The sequence below is a fragment of the Siphonobacter sp. BAB-5385 genome, assembly GCF_002261125.1.
Taxonomy (GTDB): domain Bacteria; phylum Bacteroidota; class Bacteroidia; order Cytophagales; family Spirosomataceae; genus Siphonobacter.
Genome location: NZ_NMPS01000214.1, coordinates 56,052 through 75,487 on the forward strand (window position 1 = coordinate 56,052; position 19,436 = coordinate 75,487).

A 19,436-nucleotide genomic window follows, 5' to 3' on the forward strand; every position below is an offset into this window, starting at 1 on the left:
CTTACTTCATGAAAATTTGTACACTCGTACTCGTAGGTTTGCTCGGAATCTGTTTTAATCTTTCTGCTCAGCTTACCTATTCCACTACGCCGGACGCTCAAACCAGATTCCCCCGAAAAAGTAGTAATCTGACGGCGATTATGGGTGCTTTCGCTGATGAAGTAGAAGTGCTTAAAAAAGAAATAAAAGGTCGTCGTGAACAACACATCGAAGGATTGACGTTCTACACGGGTAGTTTGGAAGGTCGGAAAATTGTATTGGTGCAGGGTGGGATCGGAAAGGTAAACGCTGCGTTGACCACGACGTTACTGTTGGAACATTTCCGGCCCCGCGAAGTGATTTTCACGGGAATCGCCGGCGGCCTGAATCCAAAATATCAGCCCGGAGATATCGTAATGGCCACCAAAGTGGCCTACCACGATTACGGTCGCGTACTGAAAGAGGGAATGATCGTTCGACCCACGCGTAATCCGTATAATTTTCAGGAAAACCCGCTGTATTTCCCGGCTGACTCATCGTTGTTACTCGTAGCAGGGGTCGTAATTCCGAAAGTAAAGCTGGAAAAAGTGGGGACTTACCAACCGACCATTTACAGCGGTACCGTCGTAACGGGGGACGTTTTTATGGCCTCTGATTCCGCCAGTCTACACATCCGTCGGACCATGCAGACCGATGCCATCGAGATGGAAGGGGCGGCCGTCAGTCAGATTTGCTGGCAGCAACGCGTACCCTTTCTGATCATTCGCAGTCTTTCGGATAATGCCAACCATTCGGCTTCAGTAGACATGCATACCTACGGACCGATTGCGGCCCGAAACTCGGCGGCTTTGGTAAAAGCCTTGCTCGAACGCCTGAAGTGATCCCTCAATCTTTTTCCATTCTGACCTTCAACTGATATTTTTGTACCGAAAAAATAAGTCACGCTGGCCGTGATTGTACGTGTGAATGATTGATCATCGATTACTTAATGCCTTCGTTCGGGATATTTTTCTAGCCATGGGTTGCCCCGAATCCGAAGCTACGCTGGCGGCTAACGTACTGGTTTCTGCCGACCTACGCGGCATTGATTCCCACGGCGTGGCCCGGTTGTCCGGTTACGTCCGGCTGATGGATCACGGTCGTCTGAATCCGAAACCCCAGATGCGGATCGTCCATGAAACGCCTTCTACGGCTGTTCTGGATGGCGACGCGGGCCTAGGACTCGTTGTAGCTCCCAGAGCGATGGAAATTGCGATGGAAAAAGCCGACAAGGTAGGGACGGGCTGGGTCGCGGTACGCAATTCCAATCACTTCGGTATTGCCGGTTATCATGCCTCCATGGCCCTGGAACGGGACATGATCGGCTGGTCCATGACGCACGCCGGGCCGCTGGTTACGCCGACCTTTTCGAAAGAACGCCTTCTCGGAACGAACCCCATCTGTGTAGCCATGCCCGCCAAGGAAGAACCTCCCTTTTTGCTGGATATGGCCACTACAACGGCCGCTTACGGCAAACTGGAAATTCTCCAGCGGAAAAATCTGGATACGCCCACCGGTTGGGTACAGGACGCCGAAGGTCAGCCCACTACCGATGCCAATGCCGTACGGAAGGGCGGAGCCCTGCTACCGCTGGGGGGTGATCGGGAACACGGCAGTCATAAAGGCTACGGACTGGGGGCGATGGTCGATTTATTTTCGGGCGTCCTTTCCGGAGCCAACTACGGACCCTGGGTGCCTCCCTTTGCTACGGCTGGGTTCATGGCTGCGGAAGAAGGCGTAGGTATTGGGACGGGGCATTTCTTGGGGGCCATGCGGGTGGATGCGTTCCGACCAGCGGATGAATTTAAAACCCATTTGGACCAATGGATTCGTAGATTCCGCTCGGCGGAAGGACTGAACGGGGAAAGTGTACGCATCCCAGGCGATCCGGAGCGGGAAATGGAAGCCATTCGTCGGACGGAAGGAATTCCGGTACTAACTCCTGTAATCGCTGATTTAAAAAGCCTGGGCGAACGTTTTGGCGTAGCCTTTCCCGGCGAAATGAATAATTCTCCTAGCGTGTAACCTATTTCGACCCATGGTTCGTAATAAATTCTTCAAATACTTTATCATCATCGTATCCATTCTGGCTCCGATTGTTTCCTTTTACCTCTGGCAAATTTTTTACACGGCCAATCTGAATACGGAGAAAGACCGGGATTTCTATTTGTTAATTCCCAGTAAATCAGCTCGTTTCGAAACGGTTATTGATTCGTTGAAAGCCAATAAAATGGTAAACAACGAAATGTATTTCCGCTTTCTGTCAAAGGTTCTCAAGTACCCCGATCACGTGAAGCCGGGTCGGTACCGAATCAAACCGAGTGCGGGCAATTACGAGGTGATTAAAGCCTTACGTTCGGGCAATCAGACGGCCGTAAAACTTACTTTTAATAACGTCCGTTTGAAGCAGGATCTGGTTGAGAAAATTGGAACCAGGTTCGAGTTTGACTCCACCGAATTCAAACGCATGCTGAATGATCCTGAGGTTTGCCGGTTTTATGGCTTTACTCCCGAAACCATTCTCTGCATGTTTTTGCCTAATACCTACGAGGTGTATTGGAATACAACACCGCAGAAACTGATGGGTCGGATGAAGTCGGAGTACGACAAATTCTGGACGGATGATCGCAAAGCCAAAGCCAAGGCGGTGGGTTTATCTCCCGTAGAGGTGATTACGCTGGCGAGTATCGTAGAGGCAGAAACGAAAAAGAAGGATGAAAAACCACGGGTCGCGGGTGTGTATCTGAACCGTCTGGCGATATCGGAGCCCTTGCGGGCGGACCCGACCGTTATCTACGCCATCGGTGATTTTGGTATCAAACGTCTGTTACACAATCAATTGCTGTACAAATCTCCGTACAATACCTACATCAACACGGGTTTGCCGCCGGGGCCGATCAACCTGCCTGAACCGTCGTCGATCGATGCCGTACTGAACCGGGAAAAGCACGATTACCTGTATTTCTGTGCGAGTCCGAAACTGAATGGCTACCACATTTTTGCGGTTACCTACGAAGATCACCTACGCAACGCCAAACTCTACCAGGAAGCGTTAAATCAGCTAGGAATCAAAAAATAAACCAAGTATCCTGCGGGCGGATGATTCGTCGATGAATCATCGCCCGCATTTAATTTTATCCAGTGAATGGCTTTTCAACATGAGCACACGTACCGGGTCTGTTACGCCGATACGGATCAGATGGGATATATGTACTACGGCAATTACGCCCGGCTTTATGAAATTGGCCGCGTGGAAGCGTTGCGTAGTTTAGGTTTTGCCTATAAGGTTCTGGAAGAGTCGGGTGTGATGATGCCCGTTTATGAAATGAAAACGCGGTATTTAAAACCGGCCCGTTATGACGAACTGCTTACCATTCGGACGCGTATTGAGCAACGGCCCGGGGCCCGCATCATCTTTCACTTCGAGTTGCTCAATGAATCAGATGTGCTATTGAATACCGGTGAGGTAACGCTGGTTTTTATCAACCGGGAAACGAATCGGCCCATCATGGCTCCCGTCGACTTTTTGGATAAATTGCAGCCTTACTTTAAAGAAGAGTAGGTAAACTAAAGCGTAGTCAATTTCCTAGCCCACTCCAGAAGTTGTATCAAGAAGCATCAATGGCGAAATTTTCCCGTAAACATAAGCCCCTGCAACGCGTACAGACCTTCTTAAGAAATGTACGCATTCGGCGAAGAAGTTTTTCTTTGTATCACCTGCTTCGGGTACTGTTTGCCAATGTCCTGCAGTTTGACATTGACCAGCGGGCGACGGCGGTTGCCTACAGTTTTACCCTGGCTCTTTTTCCGGCGGTAATTTTCCTCTTTACCCTGATTCCTTATATTCCAATTGCGGGGCTGGATGATCAGATTATGGCCTTTCTGTCGGAGGCAATGCCTCGGGGAATCTATAAAGAAGTACTGCCTACCATTGAAGACATTGTGAGCCGAAAACGAAGCGGCGTATTGTCGTTCGGTTTTCTGTTTGCCCTGTTTTCGGCAACCAATGGCATGATTGCCCTCATGCGGGCCTTCAATATCACCCAGCGTACGCAGGACGATCGCGGCTTTATCAAAACCCGACTGATCTCCATCTTATTGACGGTGCTCCTGGCAGTGGTACTACTGGTGGCCGTGGGTGTACTCATTATCGGACGAATTGCGGTAGATATTTTAGTCGAGCGTCGTTTGATCAATGTCGATTCTACATATTCGTTTGTTGAGGGCATTAGTTACCTGACTGTTTTCGTCGTTTTGTTTATGGCCGTTTCCATCATATACTACATTGCTCCGGCTTTACATAAACGCTGGCGATTCTTCAATGCGGGTTCGGTCACCGCCTCCCTGTTGATCATTCTGATTACGCAGGGATTTTCCTACTATCTTTCGAATTTTGCCAGCTATAACCGATTGTACGGAGCGGTGGGTACGCTGGTGGCTTTAATGATCTGGCTGTATCTGGTGGCTCTGGTACTGATTTTGGGCTTTGAGGTCAATCAGAGCCTGGACGATGCCTCCAAGCAGGAAGAAACTGAATAACTGTACTTCAAATGGGTAGGAAGCAGCCCCTGGTTTCAATTATCTGTCTGTGTTATAACCACGAACGTTTTGTAGCGGAATGCCTGCAATCCGTGTTTAGGCAAACATACCCGGCCCTTGAGTTAATCGTTGTCGATGATTTCAGTAAAGACCGTAGCGTATCCATAATAGAAGGGGTGTTACGGCCGCAGGATCAGTTCATTCAAAACTGCGATAACCGGGGCGTATGCCGGAGTTTCAACCAGGGATTAGCCCTGGCAAAAGGCAAATACATAGTGGATCTGGCGGCGGATGATGTACTTTTTCCCGATACGATTGCCAAGCAGGTAGCTTATTTTGAAACGCTTTCCGAAGAATATGGGGCCATTTTCGGTGATGCTGTACTGATTAACGAAACGGGCAAAAAGCTGGGAACCTGGTATAAGCGTACGGCTCAGGGAAAGCGTTTGCAGCACGTTCCTTGCGGAGATGTGTTTGCAGCAGTGCTGGCTGGCACGCCCATTTTGACAGTAACGGCCATGACCCGCCGGTCGGTGTACGAGGCTCTGGACGGTTACGATGAAAGTCTGCTTTACGAAGATTTTGACTTCCTGGTCCGAGCGTCCCGCCGCTGGAAATATGGTTTCAAGGATGAATGCTGGGTAGGGTATCGGCAGGTGAAAGGTTCGCATTCGAAGCAGCAGCAACTTCGGCGTACGCAGCAGATGGAGTCCACCTGGAAGGTATGCGAAAAAGCCGCTGTTCTGGTCCAAACGCCAGAGGAAATTACGGCTCTGCTCATTCGGTTGCGAAATGGCCTTCGGCAATGTTTTTTCCTGGAACACTATGCACTGGGAGCTCAGTACGCGGCCTTATACCGACGATTCAAACCGTTGCCTTCGTCCCTGCAAGCAATTGCGTGGGCGTGTCAGTTAAAAATTCCGTTTTATCAGGTGTACCGAACCTATCAAAAACTGCGACGATAAGCACGGTAACCTTTTATCCCGAATCCATATGCCTGCTGAATTTCTGTCTATTCATCCCATCAATCCCGAGCCCCGTAAAATTGCCCGGGTACTGGAAGTGCTCCGTCAGGGCGGAATCGTTATTTACCCAACCGATACCGTATATGGTATGGGTGGCGATATTCACAACGCCCGGACCATCGAACGGATCGCTCAGGTGAAAGGAATTAAACCCGATAAGAGTGATTTTTCTATCATCTGTAATGATTTGAGTCACATTTCTGACTATGCCAAGGTTTCGGATGTTGCCTTCAAAACGATGAAGAAAATACTGCCGGGCCCGTACACCTTCGTACTCACGGCCAATACGCAGTTGCCCCGAACCTTGAATCCCCGAAAGAAAACAATTGGTATCCGGATTCCTGATCATGCCATTACCCGGGAAATCGTTAGTCAGCTGGGGCATCCCATTGTGACGACTTCCATTAAATCTGATGATGATTTTATGGAATACCCAACCGATCCCGAAGAAATTTTTCACCAGTTTCAGCACAAGGTTGATCTGGTCATTGATGGGGGTCCGGGTGGACTGATTCCCTCTACGATTGTGGATGCGACGGACAATGATTTTGAAGTGATCCGTCAGGGTTTAGGGGAGTGGGAATAAAACCTTCTACCTATAAAAAGGGGACTGATTCAAATCAGTCCCTTTTTATATAAAGCTAAGCCAGTACCATTTCGTCTTCGGTCGGGTGCGTTTCGCGTTTGTGTTTCCAGCGTTTGTGCGACCAGAGCCAAAGTTCAGGCTGTTCCCGTAACATAGTTTCCAGCCAGCGAACGTAATGTTCCGTCAGCAGACCCGACTCAATATCCTGATAGGAGGGTTCGGCAATCAGTTCAAGGTGAAAGCTGTAATGGCCTCGCTTGATTTTTCTGATTTTGCCAAAGACCAATGGAGTGTTGAACTTACGGGCTAATTTCTCGGTACCCGTAAAAAAATCAGTTTCCTGATGAAAGAAGGTGGACCAGTACGCCGAATCCGGATGGTGCGGAGCCTGATCCGCCAGGGTACCAATGACACGGGGTTCGTTTCTCCGCGTAATCATATCCCGCAAAATCGTATGCATCGAGACGGGCTTGATGCCAAAGCGGGAACGAATGGCCAGCATGAAACGCTCAAAAAAGGAATTGGAGAGCGGCTTGTAGATCACATCTGCCGGAATTCCATCGTTGGCAATACTCAGGGAAATCCACTCCCAGTTCATCTGATGCCCCAGCATCACAAACACCGTTTTTTCTGATGGATGAGACTGTGCAGAACCTCGGAATTTTCTAATTTCATCCGACGGGCAATAGACTCCCGTGAGATAGTCAGCGATTTCACCGTTTCTACCATCAGATCGCAGAAGTTACGAAAGAACTTTTTAGCGATTGCCTGCCGCTCAGCCTCTGATTTCTCGGGGAATGCTGCTGCTAAATTTCCTAATACTACTTGTTTACGATAGCCGAAAACGTAGTAAATCAGTACAAATAAAAAATCAGAAAACCAATACAGTACGGTGAGGGGTAATCGGGATATGACTTGGAAAAATACCATTTATGCAATCAATAGATTCAAAAAGATACATGTAGTAACTATCTAACTACAAAAATTAAAAAATAATTTGATACTTGACATCTTTTTCGTTTCTTTAAAAAAGTGATCCTTAAGTACAAATGTCAGAAAGTAAGCGTTTAGTTATAGAATTACAGTATTTGCCAGGTCTGGAATTTTGGACGTGTGGAGCATCCTTTGACACGATCCTGCTTGAAAGCCATGAACATTTTCAGAAACAGACCTTTCGGAATCGCTGTCAAATTCTAACCAGTCAGGGAATCGACACCTTGGTAGTTCCGATACTCGAAGGGAGAAGCCAGCAGAAGACGTTCATTCGGGATATTCGGATTGATTACCGGCAACCCTGGGTGAAACGACACTGGGGAGCTATTGAGTCAGCGTATCGGAAAACGCCTTTCTTTGAATACTTCGAAGAACGCTTCAAACGGATATATGATCGCAAACCTGACTTTTTGTTCGATCTGAATCTGGAAATGCTGACAGTTTGTCGGGAACTGTTACGATTGAAAACCAATTTTGACTACACCAGCCAGTATGAGAAAGGGTACGAAAAGGAAGTTTTTGATGCTAGAGGCCTGATTACGCCTAAAATAAGTTATCAGGAGCGACCGTTTTATAAACCGATACCCTACCGGCAAAATTTTGGGGAACAGTTTTTTCCCAATTTAAGTATTCTCGATTTATTATTCTGTCAGGGAAACGAAGCCTTAAGCATTCTTAACGCTTCAGCCCACTATACAACCGCTGATTCTTCACTGGACGTGTAATTCCCGACAATTTTAGTAGAGATTCTGATCCTAAATTGAACAATAGCTGTTCTTCCGGCGTTAGCTGGTTAATAGAAGCACGCTAAACCTTAAGTATGGAAGCAAAATTTTCAAACCGCGTGAAGGAAGTCATCTCCCTGAGTAGAGAGGAAGCTCTGCGACTTGGACATGATTACATCGGGACAGAGCATTTGCTTTTGGGTATGATCCGTGAAGGCGAAGGCGTAGCCGTGGCCCTGTTGAAAAAATTAAGTATCAACCTCGATGAGTTACGCATGACTATCGAGCAAGCTACGAAGGGTACGGCGACGCATAGCGTTCGGAACATGGCCAATATTCCTTTGACTCGTCAGTCCGAGAAAGTTCTTAAAATGACCCATTTGGAGGCGAAAGTCTTCAAAACCCAGTTGATTGGCACTGAACACGTACTGTTGGCTATCCTTCGGGATGAGGACAACATTGCGACTCAGATTCTCCATAAGTTTAACGTCAACTACGAAATCGTTAAGGAAATGCTGGAATATCAATCGAACCCGAATATCAATGCCGGCCCGGATACGGACGACAATGATGAAGACAGCCGCATGTTCGGTTCCAGCCCTCGTAGTGAGTCCGGTAAGCCGGGTGCAGAAAAATCCCGTACACCTGTACTGGATAATTTCGGCCGTGATCTTACCAAGCTGGCCGAATTAGGCAAACTTGATCCCATCGTGGGTCGTGAGAAAGAAATTGAGCGGGTCGCTCAGATTCTTTCCCGTCGTAAGAAGAACAACCCGATTCTGATCGGTGAGCCCGGCGTTGGTAAAACAGCCATCGCTGAAGGGCTGGCCCTCCGGATTGTTCAGAAGAAAGTGAGCCGTGTCCTGTTTGGCAAACGTGTCGTAACGCTGGATCTGGCTTCGCTGGTGGCTGGTACCAAATACCGCGGTCAGTTCGAAGAGCGGATGAAGGCCGTGATGAACGAGCTGGAAAAATCGCCCGAGGTGATTCTCTTCATTGATGAGATTCACACGATCGTGGGAGCCGGTGGAGCTTCAGGCTCGCTGGACGCCTCGAACATGTTCAAACCCGCACTGGCTCGCGGTGATATTCAATGCATTGGTGCTACTACGCTGGACGAGTATCGTCAATACATCGAGAAAGATGGTGCCTTGGCCCGTCGGTTCCAGATGGTGATGGTAGATGCCACCAGCATTGAAGAAACGGTTGAGATTCTGAATAACATTAAAGATAAATACGAAGATCACCACCACGTAAATTACACACCGGAAGCTCTGGAAGCCGCTGTGAAATTGTCAGAACGTTATATCTCTGACCGTTTCCTGCCTGACAAAGCCATTGACGTACTGGACGAAGTAGGTGCTCGCGTACACATCAATAATATCTCGGTACCCGAAGACATTATTCAACTGGAAGAAGCCGTTGAAGAAGTCAAAAAGCAGAAAAATCAGGTCGTAAAATCGCAGAAATACGAGGAAGCGGCTCAACTGCGGGATCGGGAGAAGAAATTACTCGAACAACTCGACCGGGCGAAACAACGCTGGGAAGAAGATACCAAAACGCGTCGCTATACGGTTACGGAAGACAATGTAGCCGAAGTAGTAGCAATGATGACGGGCATTCCCGTGCGTAGCGTTTCGACAGATGAAGGTAAAAAACTGCTGACGCTGGCGGAAGACCTGAAAGGTAAAGTAATTGGTCAGGAATCAGCCATTGAAAAACTGGCGAAAGCTATCCAGCGTACGCGGGTAGGTCTGAAAGATCCGAAGAAACCGATTGGTTCTTTCATCTTCCTGGGTCCTACGGGCGTGGGTAAAACAGAGTTAGCGAAAGTGCTGGCTTCCCACCTTTTCGATAAAGATGATTCGCTGGTGCGGATTGACATGTCGGAGTACATGGAGAAATTCAGCGTAAGCCGTCTGGTCGGAGCTCCTCCGGGATACGTGGGTTACGAAGAAGGCGGTCAGCTGACGGAGAAAATTCGTCGCAAACCCTATTCCGTTGTACTGCTGGATGAGATCGAAAAAGCTCACCCGGATGTATTCAACATTCTGCTTCAGGTACTGGATGACGGTATTCTGACGGATGGATTGGGTCGTCGGGTTGACTTCCGGAATACAATCATTATCATGACTTCGAACATCGGAGCACGTGATCTGAAAGACTTCGGTACGGGTATCGGTTTCGCCACTAAAACGCGGGTAGAAGGTCAGGATGAAGCCGTAAAAAGCACCATTCAGAATGCCTTGCGTAAAGCGTTCTCACCGGAGTTTCTGAACCGTCTGGATGATGTGATTGTGTTTAACTCACTCGAACGCGAACACCTGCACCGGATCATCGAACTGATGTTAGGCAAACTCTTCGCTCGTATTACCACGTTGGGATACCGCGTTGAGCTGACGGAAGCTGCTAAAGACTTTCTGGCCAAGAAAGGTTACGATCCGCAGTACGGTGCTCGTCCGCTGAACCGGGCCATCCAGCGTTATCTGGAAGATCCCGTAGCGGAGGAAATCCTGAAAGGTGATTTAGCCGAAGGCGATATTCTACTGGCTGACCACGATGGAACCAGTGAAACATTGACCATCACGGCGAAAAAGCCAGAAACGATTACAGAAGAATAGAAGTATAGGTAGTATACAAAAAGGAGCGGTGAAAGCCGCTCCTTTTTTTTATGAATGAGGGTAGGGAATTCTGAGTTTGGCGAAAAACTCGGCTTCGGGAATTTCCCGTACCTGACCCGGCTGCAAATCACCTAAAGTTAAGTCTTCAATAGCTACCCGGATTAACCGCTGGCAATGATGACGAACCGCTTTTAACATCTTGCGGATTTGACGGAATTTTCCCTCTGTCAACGAAATGAGTAGCCACGTATGGGGACGGTCGTCAGGGTAAGACCAACCGCTTTCAAAGAGATCGGTTGGTTTTTCTACAATGGATACTTCACAAGGCTCCGTGATATAATGTAAAGCTCCGGAAATCGGAATGGGCACACCGGTTCGTAATTGATGCAATGTGGCCGGACTCACGTGCTTGTAGACCTGTACCAGATACTGGCGTTGGTGCGGCGTTTGGCTGTCAAAAAGTAAGCGGGTCACCTGTTTATTGGTCGTCAATACTAAGAGACCTTCTGAAGTACTGTCCAGTCGGCCAATGCAATGCGTACCCTCAGGAAAATCGTAATCCAATTCACCCAGCATAGGCAAAGATTCCGTTCCTGTAAACTGAGATAGCATTTGAAAAGGTTTATTAACAATGAAATAGCGGTGGTTGCTCATAGATACATACCAGCTGGTGATCAGGCTGCTGGATTAACTAATTAGATGTTTGTACTTAGTGATGAAGTTAGAGAAAATAAGTCATTTTTTGAAAACTTTTTTAACGGAGAGCCGGGGTCCAACTAAGTTTTAAAGATTGGTGTCTTTAACCGTATAAACACATAAATAGTAGCGTTGCAAAGAAGATGAACCCGTGATACAAACGCTTTTTAGATTCATAAAAACTAGCTAAACTATAATTTTTATCATTTCCGCAAAAGTCGCTCAATCGCGATTTACCAATACCTGAAATAAGCGAAGACAAAAGTTTAAAAGCGAGTATTCCTGTTCCCTGAATTAAATAAAAGTACGACTCATTCCATGGAAGAATTACCTCAAGCAAATGCCCAGTTATTTCAACAACTGCTAACCTATCGGATGCCTTATGGAAAGCACAAGGGGCAGCTCCTCAGACAGTTGCCTGTCTCTTACCTGGAGTGGTTTGCCCGCAAGGGCTTTCCGGAAGGCAGGTTGGGCGTATTGCTTCAGTCCCTTTACGAAATTAAGCTCAATGGACTTGAGTATTTATTAAACGAAGCCCAGACTTTTCAGCGATGATTAAATCTAGTCGGGCAGCGTACCTGGTTTTATTGCTCATAACCATCACGTTAGGTCTGATTGGCAGGCGTTTATCCTTTGTGCCTCTGGCTACGGGAGATGCACTGTGGGCCGTAGCGGTATTCTGGGGACTGCACCTGCTAATTCCAGAAGCTAGAACCTTTCGACTGGCCCTGGTTGCTTTACTGATCAGCTATGCCGTTGAATTCAGTCAGCTTTGGCAAGCTTCCTGGCTCGTACAACTCCGGTCGACACTGCCAGGGAAGCTCCTGTTAGGCCAAGGCTTTCTGTATACGGATTTGATCGCTTATACGCTGGGAATTACCGGAGTTGTGTTCGTAAAACAGTATTTATTTACCGGCTCTAAGGAGTCGTCAACCGGACAGACCGTTTGTTAAATAATCTTAAACAATCTGCCAAAATACGGGTTTCTCCCTAGGATTAAGGTTTAGCGTTTCTCTTGATTTTTATATTTACGAGTTTTTATTCCCAGATTAACAACCATTGTGTACATGAATAGGCACTATGCTATGACATTAAAATCTATTTTTAAGTATGGCCTTTCCCTTTGCTGTCTAGCGTTTTCAACCTCGGCTTTTAGTCAATTAAAAATTACTTTCCCCGTTGAACGCATTGTTTTTCAACGCAACAATGGCAATTCGGCTAATGTCACGGTAGCGGGTAGTTTCAGCAATAATGCCGAACGGATTGAAGCTCGTTTTGTCGCCCGGAACGGCGGCGTGACCACCAATTGGACGCCAATAGCCGCAGGTAGCGGTAACTTCCAGGGAACAGTCTTCGTAAGTGGTGGCTGGTATAATGTGGAAGTTCGGGCCCTGTCAGGGGGCAACGTTCTGGAGAGCACTACGCTCGAACGCGTTGGGGTAGGAGAGGTGTTTGTGATTGCTGGGCAGTCGAACGCTCAGGGACGAACCGAACAAAATGATTCGCCCGCCCCGCAAGATGATCGGATCAATGTTATTTCCAATTTCAGCAATAACGGTGAGAGTAATCAGGACCCCGGTTCAGCTTTTCCGGTCTTTAAAAAAATGACCCAGAATGAATTGTATGCTCCGTACGGGCAAACGGCCTGGCATTGGGGGCATTTGGGTGATTTGTTAACGGCTCGTCTTAACGTACCCGTCCTGTTTATTAATTCAGCCTACTCTGCCACAGGAGCTTACAACTGGGCCGAGAGTGCTCAGGGCAAAACAACCTATTTCCCCTTTGCTGATAAGACCCCCATGCCGGCGGGTATGCCCTATGCCAACTTACGGATTTCCTTACAATATTATACAAATCTGACGGGCGTACGTTCTGTTTTGTGGCATCAGGGCGAATGGGATGGCTTGAATGGAACCGCCGCTCAGACCTACTATAATCAGATCAAGACCGTAATTGATAAATCGAGGTCTGACCTGGGTGGAAAAAACGTTTCCTGGATGATTGCCCGGCATCGCTGTATCCTTCAGGGGTAACCCAGGTCTCCAGCCGGGCCAGTGTAATTCAGGGACAGAATATGGCCATTCAACAAGCCGGAAACTGCTTTGCGGGTCCCGAAACGGATAATATTCAAAACCCCCGCGATGCCGCTGATTTGTGGCATTTTTCGGGCCCGGAAAATCATAAAAAACACGCTCAGGCCTGGTTCGAAAGTATCGTAAATTCTAACTTCCTATCCAGTTCACAACCGCAGGCAGCGGCGAATATGTTGCAGGTAACGTTTGCCTGTCGGGCAAAAAATCAATTCAATCTGAGCATTGCTGGTCGGTCGGGTCAATACTATTGGATTAGTAGTGATGGGAATAATAAAACCGATGGTACTATTGTCGGGCAATCCGGAAAAACCTATTACGCTCGCGTGAAAGATGGTATTGGAAATTCCGCGTTTGCTCCGCCCTTTATTGTACCGAATGACATCGGTACGCCTTCGGTAGTAGCAAACAGTACAACCTTTTGCGTCGGTAGCCAAGTTACGCTGACGGCCAACGGAGGCGGTAATAACTTTGTCTGGAGTAACGGACAAACTGGAAAGTCGATTACGGTAAAGCAATCTGGTGCGTATTCGGTACGCATTAACGATGGCAACGGGTGTGAATCGCCTACGTCAGCCGCCGTACAAATTACGCAGACCGAACCTGGACCGGGTCCGGCACTTACGTCTTCTACCAAAGTCATTTGCCCTGGTTCTGCGGCTACGCTCAGTGCTCCTGCCGGAAAAAATTACGTGTGGAGTACGGGTGAAACGGGGACATCGATCAGCGTGAAAACGGCTGGTTCGTACACAGCGAAAGAAAAAGACCCTACTACGGGTTGTGAGTCGCTTAATTCTTCGGCATTAGTTTTAACAATGGGTACCCTACCCACGGCTCCAACGATTACCACCTCTGATAAAATCAAAGACATTTGTCCGGGTACGGAAGTGACGCTGGCGGCTAGCAACGGAATCAACTACCGCTGGAATACGAGCCAGGACAATACGGCTACTTTAACAGTTAAGCAGGGTGGCAGTTACACGGCTCAGTCCATTGATAACGATGGGTGTGTATCCCTCGCTTCGAATGCCATTGTCGTGTCGTATTCTCCAAAACCCGATAAACCCAACATTGCCGCTTCGGGAGCAGTAGCTTTCTGCGATGGAAAAAATGTAACACTTACGGCTAGTCAGGGTAATTCTTACGTCTGGTCGAATCAGTCAGATAGCCGGGCTATCACGGTAAGCGAATCCGGTGAATTTACGGTTTATACAGTCAATGCCAACGGCTGCCGTTCGGATGCTTCTGACAAAGTAGTAGTAACCGTACACCCCTTACCGGCGAAACCTACGGTAGTGGCTCAGGGCCCAACGGCGATCTGTTCGGGTGCGGCCGTTACGCTGGCGTCTTCGGTCACGGCAGCTTCGTATCAGTGGAGTAATGGAGCTTCTGGTGCTACGATTCAAACTACGCAGGCCGGTACGTACAGTGTGACCGTGAAAGATGCGTTTGGTTGCGGATCGGCTTCATCCGATCCGGTTACCGTAACCGTGAATCCCCGTCCGGAAAAACCAAGGATCACTGTAGTCGGATCAACAACCTTCTGCGAGGATAAGAGTGTAACCCTGCAAGCCGTTTCTTCAGAGGCTGCCGTCGTTTGGAATACGGGTGAAACGGGTCAATCGTTGATTATTTCAAAAGCAGGTTCTTTTTCGGTACAAGCGAAAAACACATTCAACTGTTTGTCTGCCACCTCGGATGCGGTTACGACCAGTGTGCGTCCGCTGCCCGCTGCTCCAACCATCACGGCTTCGGGAGCGTTGGAGTTTTGCGAAGGCGGTACGGTTACGCTGACCTCTAACAACAATAGCCTGAAGCATACCTGGATAGGTACCAGCGATGCCGGTAATCGCGTTACGGTTCAACAGTCGGGTAACTACACCGCTCAGGTGACAGATAACATTGGCTGTACATCGCCCGTTTCGAACGTGTTGACTGTGAAAGTAAATCCGCTCCCGACGGAACCGACCATTACCAAAGTAGGTACGTATAAATTACAGGCGGGAGGTACGGGAAAGAACTTCTACTGGAAACGCGGGACGGATTCACTGACCACCGACGAGGCCGTCATTAAAGCTACGGCTACGGGTACTTATTCCGTGCGGTCGGAGCTGGTGTATACCCTGTCCTCGGGTAGAACGCTCTCCTGTTATTCCGCCAAGAACAGTACGCTCAATTTTGTGCTGGATCCATTAAGCCAGGACATCAGTATCTATCCTAATCCCTCGACCAATGGTCGCGTAACGCTGGAGACGCTGAAAGGTCTGAAAAATGTAACCGTACGTTTGTTCACGCCGACGGGTCACCCGATTCTGGAGAAAAAGATAGGTTCACTGGATGATACGCAAACCATCGAAATTCAGGACAATTCGGGCTTGCTCATTCTGGTGATCGACGCGGATGGCTTCCATACCAGCCGACGTATTATGGTGAACTCGTTGTAAATGATCTATAACGTCTGTTTGTTTAAATCTGACAGGCAGCAAAAGGGCCCCGTAAACAAACGGGTCCCTTTTGCATTTGGGTAGGACTAGGCCCGCTACTGCCAGAGTCTGGTATGTTTATGATAGTTTTTATAGGAACCCTTAAGTAAAAAAGTAACTCTACGGCCCGCATTCGTTGTCAACCAGTCCAGAGAGAACGGAGGTTCATGAAAGCAGGCGGTTGGGTCTGCCTGCCTGATGCGTTGAGCCGCCGCCTGTAAGGCTTTCACATAAGGTTTGTAAACCAGAGCAATGACTTCTTTCCTGAGCCGGTACTCTTCATTGGTTAAACGGAAGGTTTCATCCTGGCAGTAACGAAAGTCGTGAAAATGGTAAAACACGAGGGGACTGGCTACGGAAGAATCCCGCACCCAGACCTGATCGTTCGCCTCAACGTAGTCATACCGCGTGTTGTTCCAGGGAGCCACTCCACCCCCCAGATGCTTGAGCACATGCACGCCTTCAAAGCGAGTGGTCCAGTCATCGAGGTACTTCTGATCACCAAACTTGCCGTCTTCAAAGCGACGGTAACACCAGTCCAGACAAGCGTCTTTCCACCAGTTGAGCACGTGAAGTCCTGCCGGCGTACGTTTGAAAGTCATGAACTGGACACAATAGATGCCGCACAAAACCGATTGATCATACTCGGGACTATAGCGATGTTCAGTGATGAGTACGGAAGCCTTACCCATTTCCTGAATCAGCACACCCGGATCCGAAAAGAAGAGCAGGTCGGCATCCAGGTAGGTACACGCTTCCAGACTATAAGTATGCAGACAATAAGAAAGCAGCGAGGGCGTACACGTCCAACAGTACTCGCCGCGAGTACGGCTGCCCTTGACAGCCAGAAGTTCTTCATTCTCGAAGTCGGCCAGGCTAATCAGAGTGGCGTGTGGAAGGGATAACGCCTCAAGTACCTGCTGACAATGCGAATCGAAGGGGAGTATATAGAGGTGAAAGCTGGGGCAATGTTCCTCTAAAGACGTATACAGAGCCAGTCCCCGGGAGAGGTAGGCAGAATCAAATAGCGTACAGAAATAAAGCATTAGGGGATTAGGGTACTAGTTAAAGGGCAATAGTTCGTACAGGGAGAGCAGAGATGAACTGAGTATTCCACGTTGAGGGGCCTGGGCGGTCAGAGGCAATTAGTATAACATGTAATCAAACTTTTCACTATGGCATGAAAAGGGAAGCCTTAAGCTTTTTAAACAGGAATCGCAACCAGATTACGACACCGTAGTTTTCCAGAATGAACTGAGCCTTTCTCTTTTCAAAGCGGATATCTTTTTTCAATGAAGAAATACCCGTGTGATTAAAGGTAGCAATGACATAGTCCCTAAATTCAAAACGGTAGTCAGTGTCCTTCCAGCACCACATGTTCAGAATATGATCGGCGGAAATCGGATACATCGGGTCATATCGGTATTGCTGAAAGATCGAAGCGGGATAAAGTATGGCCTGGTGATTAATCCCCGTCTTGGCGTGGTGATAGGAGGAAAGTTTACCTAGATACTTTCTGCCATCCTTCCAGACACTTCCGTAATAGATGGTTCTGGAATCCACTAATTCGTTAGCCATGCTGGAAAATTCGTGGGTTAGCTCATCATCTGCTCCGATGAAATACACCCACTCACCCCGGACATAATCTAGAGCCTTGTTCATGGCGTCATAAATACCCTGGTCTTTTTCACTCCGCCAGAACGTTATTTTTTCAGTATTCGCTTCCAGAATGGACACAGTAGCGTCGGTGCTGGCCCCATCCATGATAATAAGTTCAATGCGAGGATACGTTTGCCGAAAAATACTGTCCAGACAAGCTTGCAAGCATTTTTCGGCATTATAGGTCACAAGAATTACTGAAATTAAAGGAATGGAATTCATCAGGCATATAGCTCTGAAAGTGCATACGTATACTGATTGACACCTTGGCTACAATATGTGATTTTATCGGTAATGGTCTGGGCAAGTCGTCGTTCGTTTTCCTCGCAGTGTTCCCGGCATTTCTCGGGGTGATACAGGTGAAAAACAATTCCGCCAAACTTGATAGCTCTTTTTCGGATGCCTGCATTGGCCAGGCGGGCCGCAATTTCATTATCCTCCCTTCCCCAGCCATAAAAATCTTCGTTATAGCCGTTGACCTGAATAAGATCTTTTCGCCAGAAAGCCATATTACAACCTCGCAGTTTCATGATATTATTGGCCTTGTAACGATCGGCGAAATAGTTACGCAGGAAACGAATCTGAAAACGATTGGTATGATTTGTCAGACCCCGGCACAGAAGACCCGTACTGGTTTTTTTGCATGAATCAGCTTATCGGATAATTTTTTATTCATCAGCACCCGACTGCCCGTCACGAAGGTTCCGGGTTTACTGATTTCCAGATGATCTTTCACAAAGTGCTTGTGTAAAATCAGGTCACCGTCTACCTGAATGATATACTCATGGGAAGATCGGGCAATAGCTTTGTTACGAATCCGGGCCAGCTGAAAACCCTCATCCTCCTGCCAGACGTGTAGAAGAGGTACGGGAAAGGTTTTCTGCATCATTTCGATCAGGTCGCGTGTTTCACGGGTCGAGCCGTCATCGGCAATAATTACTTCATCCGGAAGAACGGACTGGCGACTCACGCTTAACAAACAGAGGTGTAGAGCCTGGGGCCAGTTATACGTTGAAATGATAAGCGTTGTTTTGATGAGGTGTTTTGAGTTAATCGCGGCCATATCCATTAGAACAAGTTTTAATTTTAGAAGACATGGCCTTCTGAATTGTGTGGGCGTGAAAAGGTTCGTGTTCGCGGGGTTGTTCCTTGTGGTGCAGGTGAAACTGAACGGCCCGGAGTTTCACAATTTTTTTCACGATTGCATTATTGATAAATCGGACAGCTAATTCTTCATCTTCGTGTCCCCAGCCCTGCAAATCGTTATTGTAGCCATTTACCCGAACAAAGTCGGCCTTCCAGAAGGCAAGATTACTACCTCTGACATCGCGGCTTTTCATTTCCTTTCGCTCCCCAAGTGATTGAAGCCAGGGTAACCGAAGGGCATTGAGTCGGTTGTAAACACCTGGAGAAAGGGCATGCAGCGAAGGATAGCTGGAAGCAGAGTCCAGACTCGAAAGTAACTCCGATGTTCGGGCTTCGGTAATTCGGGCCCGGGTTCCTCGAACAAAAGCTCCCAGTTCAGAAGCCAACAGATGATCCTGAATGAAGAAGGGATGTAAAATGACATCGCCGTCTACCTGGATGAGGTATTCGCCTGAACTATGTTGAACCGCTTTGTTGAGAATTTCAGCTTTACGAAATCCCCGATCTTCGTGCCAGACATGCAAAAGAGGAACCGAAAGTAAGGGCCGCATCGCCTCAATGACCGCACGGGTTTCTGGACCGGAACCATCGTCGGCAATGATTACTTCGGCAGGCATAATCTTCTGATCCGCTACACTTTGCAGACAAAACCGGAGTGCTTCTGGCCAGTTATACGTAGAAATAATTAAAGATGACTTGGCAGAGGAAATCATCGATTTAAGTTGGGTGTTCTGGGGGTAAATTGTAGACTTTAGTCTATTTATCCGATGAAAATAAAACAATTTTCATGGAAAACGATTAGCCTTTAAAATTAATATCAAAAGAAAGAAAAACAATACTTATTGCCTAGTGTAG

The 19,436-nt window shown here is 47.9% G+C and carries 19 protein-coding genes and 1 pseudogene; 13 read left to right on the forward strand and 7 right to left on the reverse strand.

Annotation, left to right across the window (positions count from 1 at the left end):
• The first annotated feature begins 8 nt into the window (after positions 1-8).
• The 7 genes from BWI93_RS22305 (at position 9) to BWI93_RS22335 (ending at position 6,168) form a co-directional block, all read left to right on the forward strand.
• A complete protein-coding gene (locus BWI93_RS22305; RefSeq protein WP_094815378.1) occupies positions 9-860 on the forward strand; it encodes a 5'-methylthioadenosine/adenosylhomocysteine nucleosidase in 852 nt (283 codons plus the stop codon).
• A gap of 85 nt (positions 861-945) precedes the next feature.
• Complete coding sequence (locus BWI93_RS22310) at positions 946-2,043, forward strand: Ldh family oxidoreductase (RefSeq protein ID WP_094815380.1); 1,098 nt, start codon at positions 946-948, stop codon at positions 2,041-2,043.
• Positions 2,044-2,056: 13 nt separating this feature from the next.
• Positions 2,057-3,097, forward strand: coding sequence for an endolytic transglycosylase MltG (mltG, locus tag BWI93_RS22315; RefSeq protein WP_094815382.1), 1,041 nt, complete (start codon positions 2,057-2,059; stop codon positions 3,095-3,097).
• Between the two features lie 66 nt (positions 3,098-3,163).
• Positions 3,164-3,580, forward strand: coding sequence for a thioesterase family protein (locus BWI93_RS22320; protein WP_094815384.1), 417 nt, complete (start codon positions 3,164-3,166; stop codon positions 3,578-3,580).
• 59 nt (positions 3,581-3,639) lie between these two features.
• Positions 3,640-4,557, forward strand: a complete 918-nt coding sequence (locus BWI93_RS22325) for a YihY/virulence factor BrkB family protein (protein WP_233207769.1) — start codon at positions 3,640-3,642, stop codon at positions 4,555-4,557.
• 11 nt (positions 4,558-4,568) lie between these two features.
• Entirely contained in the window at positions 4,569-5,522 is a 954-nt protein-coding gene (locus BWI93_RS22330; protein ID WP_094815386.1) for a glycosyltransferase, read from the forward strand.
• Positions 5,523-5,550: 28 nt separating this feature from the next.
• Positions 5,551-6,168, forward strand: coding sequence for an L-threonylcarbamoyladenylate synthase (locus BWI93_RS22335; RefSeq protein ID WP_094815388.1), 618 nt, complete (start codon positions 5,551-5,553; stop codon positions 6,166-6,168).
• A 55-nt stretch (positions 6,169-6,223) separates the two neighbouring features.
• Here BWI93_RS22335 and BWI93_RS29770 read toward each other — a convergent pair.
• A pseudogene (locus tag BWI93_RS29770) lies at positions 6,224-7,098 on the reverse strand (lysophospholipid acyltransferase family protein).
• 119 nt (positions 7,099-7,217) lie between these two features.
• Here BWI93_RS29770 and BWI93_RS22350 point away from each other — a divergent pair.
• Both BWI93_RS22350 and BWI93_RS22355 read left to right on the forward strand, forming a co-directional pair.
• Positions 7,218-7,886 carry a WbqC family protein gene (locus BWI93_RS22350; protein ID WP_094815394.1) on the forward strand — a complete coding sequence of 223 codons (669 nt, stop codon included), beginning with the start codon at positions 7,218-7,220 and terminating at the stop codon, positions 7,884-7,886.
• Positions 7,887-7,981: 95 nt separating this feature from the next.
• On the forward strand, positions 7,982-10,507 hold the full coding sequence (locus BWI93_RS22355) for an ATP-dependent Clp protease ATP-binding subunit (protein ID WP_094815396.1): 2,526 nt from the start codon (positions 7,982-7,984) through the stop codon (positions 10,505-10,507).
• 48 nt (positions 10,508-10,555) lie between these two features.
• Here BWI93_RS22355 and BWI93_RS22360 read toward each other — a convergent pair whose 3' ends face one another.
• Positions 10,556-11,161 carry a pseudouridine synthase gene (locus BWI93_RS22360; RefSeq protein ID WP_094815398.1) on the reverse strand — a complete coding sequence of 202 codons (606 nt, stop codon included), beginning with the start codon at positions 11,159-11,161 and terminating at the stop codon, positions 10,556-10,558.
• A 360-nt stretch (positions 11,162-11,521) separates the two neighbouring features.
• On the opposite strand from BWI93_RS22360, the gene BWI93_RS22365 reads away from it, so the two are divergent.
• From BWI93_RS22365 to BWI93_RS22380, 4 genes are all read left to right on the forward strand, one after another.
• A complete protein-coding gene (locus tag BWI93_RS22365) occupies positions 11,522-11,758 on the forward strand; it encodes a DUF3820 family protein (protein WP_094815400.1) in 237 nt (78 codons plus the stop codon).
• Positions 11,755-12,156, forward strand: coding sequence for a DUF2809 domain-containing protein (locus BWI93_RS22370; RefSeq protein WP_217902316.1), 402 nt, complete (start codon positions 11,755-11,757; stop codon positions 12,154-12,156). The genes BWI93_RS22365 and BWI93_RS22370 overlap by 4 nt, the downstream gene beginning before the upstream one ends.
• 132 nt (positions 12,157-12,288) lie before the next feature.
• Positions 12,289-13,236: a sialate O-acetylesterase gene (locus tag BWI93_RS22375; RefSeq protein ID WP_176454299.1), complete on the forward strand. Its 948-nt coding sequence runs from the start codon at positions 12,289-12,291 to the stop codon at positions 13,234-13,236.
• A gap of 41 nt (positions 13,237-13,277) precedes the next feature.
• Positions 13,278-15,737 (forward strand): T9SS type A sorting domain-containing protein, encoded by a 2,460-nt coding sequence (locus BWI93_RS22380; RefSeq protein WP_094815404.1) that lies wholly within the window; start codon positions 13,278-13,280, stop codon positions 15,735-15,737.
• Positions 15,738-15,832: 95 nt separating this feature from the next.
• Here BWI93_RS22380 and BWI93_RS22385 read toward each other — a convergent pair whose 3' ends face one another.
• From BWI93_RS22385 to BWI93_RS22400, 5 genes are all read right to left on the reverse strand, one after another.
• Entirely contained in the window at positions 15,833-16,822 is a 990-nt protein-coding gene (locus BWI93_RS22385) for a glycosyl transferase (RefSeq protein ID WP_094815406.1), read from the reverse strand.
• A gap of 127 nt (positions 16,823-16,949) precedes the next feature.
• Positions 16,950-17,657, reverse strand: coding sequence for a glycosyltransferase family 2 protein (locus BWI93_RS22390; protein ID WP_094815408.1), 708 nt, complete (start codon positions 17,655-17,657; stop codon positions 16,950-16,952).
• Positions 17,657-17,944: a galactosyltransferase-related protein gene (locus BWI93_RS28325; RefSeq protein ID WP_255158012.1), complete on the reverse strand. Its 288-nt coding sequence runs from the start codon at positions 17,942-17,944 to the stop codon at positions 17,657-17,659. Before BWI93_RS28325 ends, BWI93_RS22390 begins: the two co-directional genes overlap by 1 nt.
• Before the next feature lie 95 nt (positions 17,945-18,039).
• Positions 18,040-18,498, reverse strand: coding sequence for a glycosyltransferase (locus BWI93_RS28330; RefSeq protein WP_217902318.1), 459 nt, complete (start codon positions 18,496-18,498; stop codon positions 18,040-18,042).
• Entirely contained in the window at positions 18,485-19,294 is an 810-nt protein-coding gene (locus tag BWI93_RS22400) for a glycosyltransferase family 2 protein (protein WP_094815410.1), read from the reverse strand. Before BWI93_RS22400 ends, BWI93_RS28330 begins: the two co-directional genes overlap by 14 nt.
• Positions 19,295-19,436 lie beyond the last annotated feature (142 nt).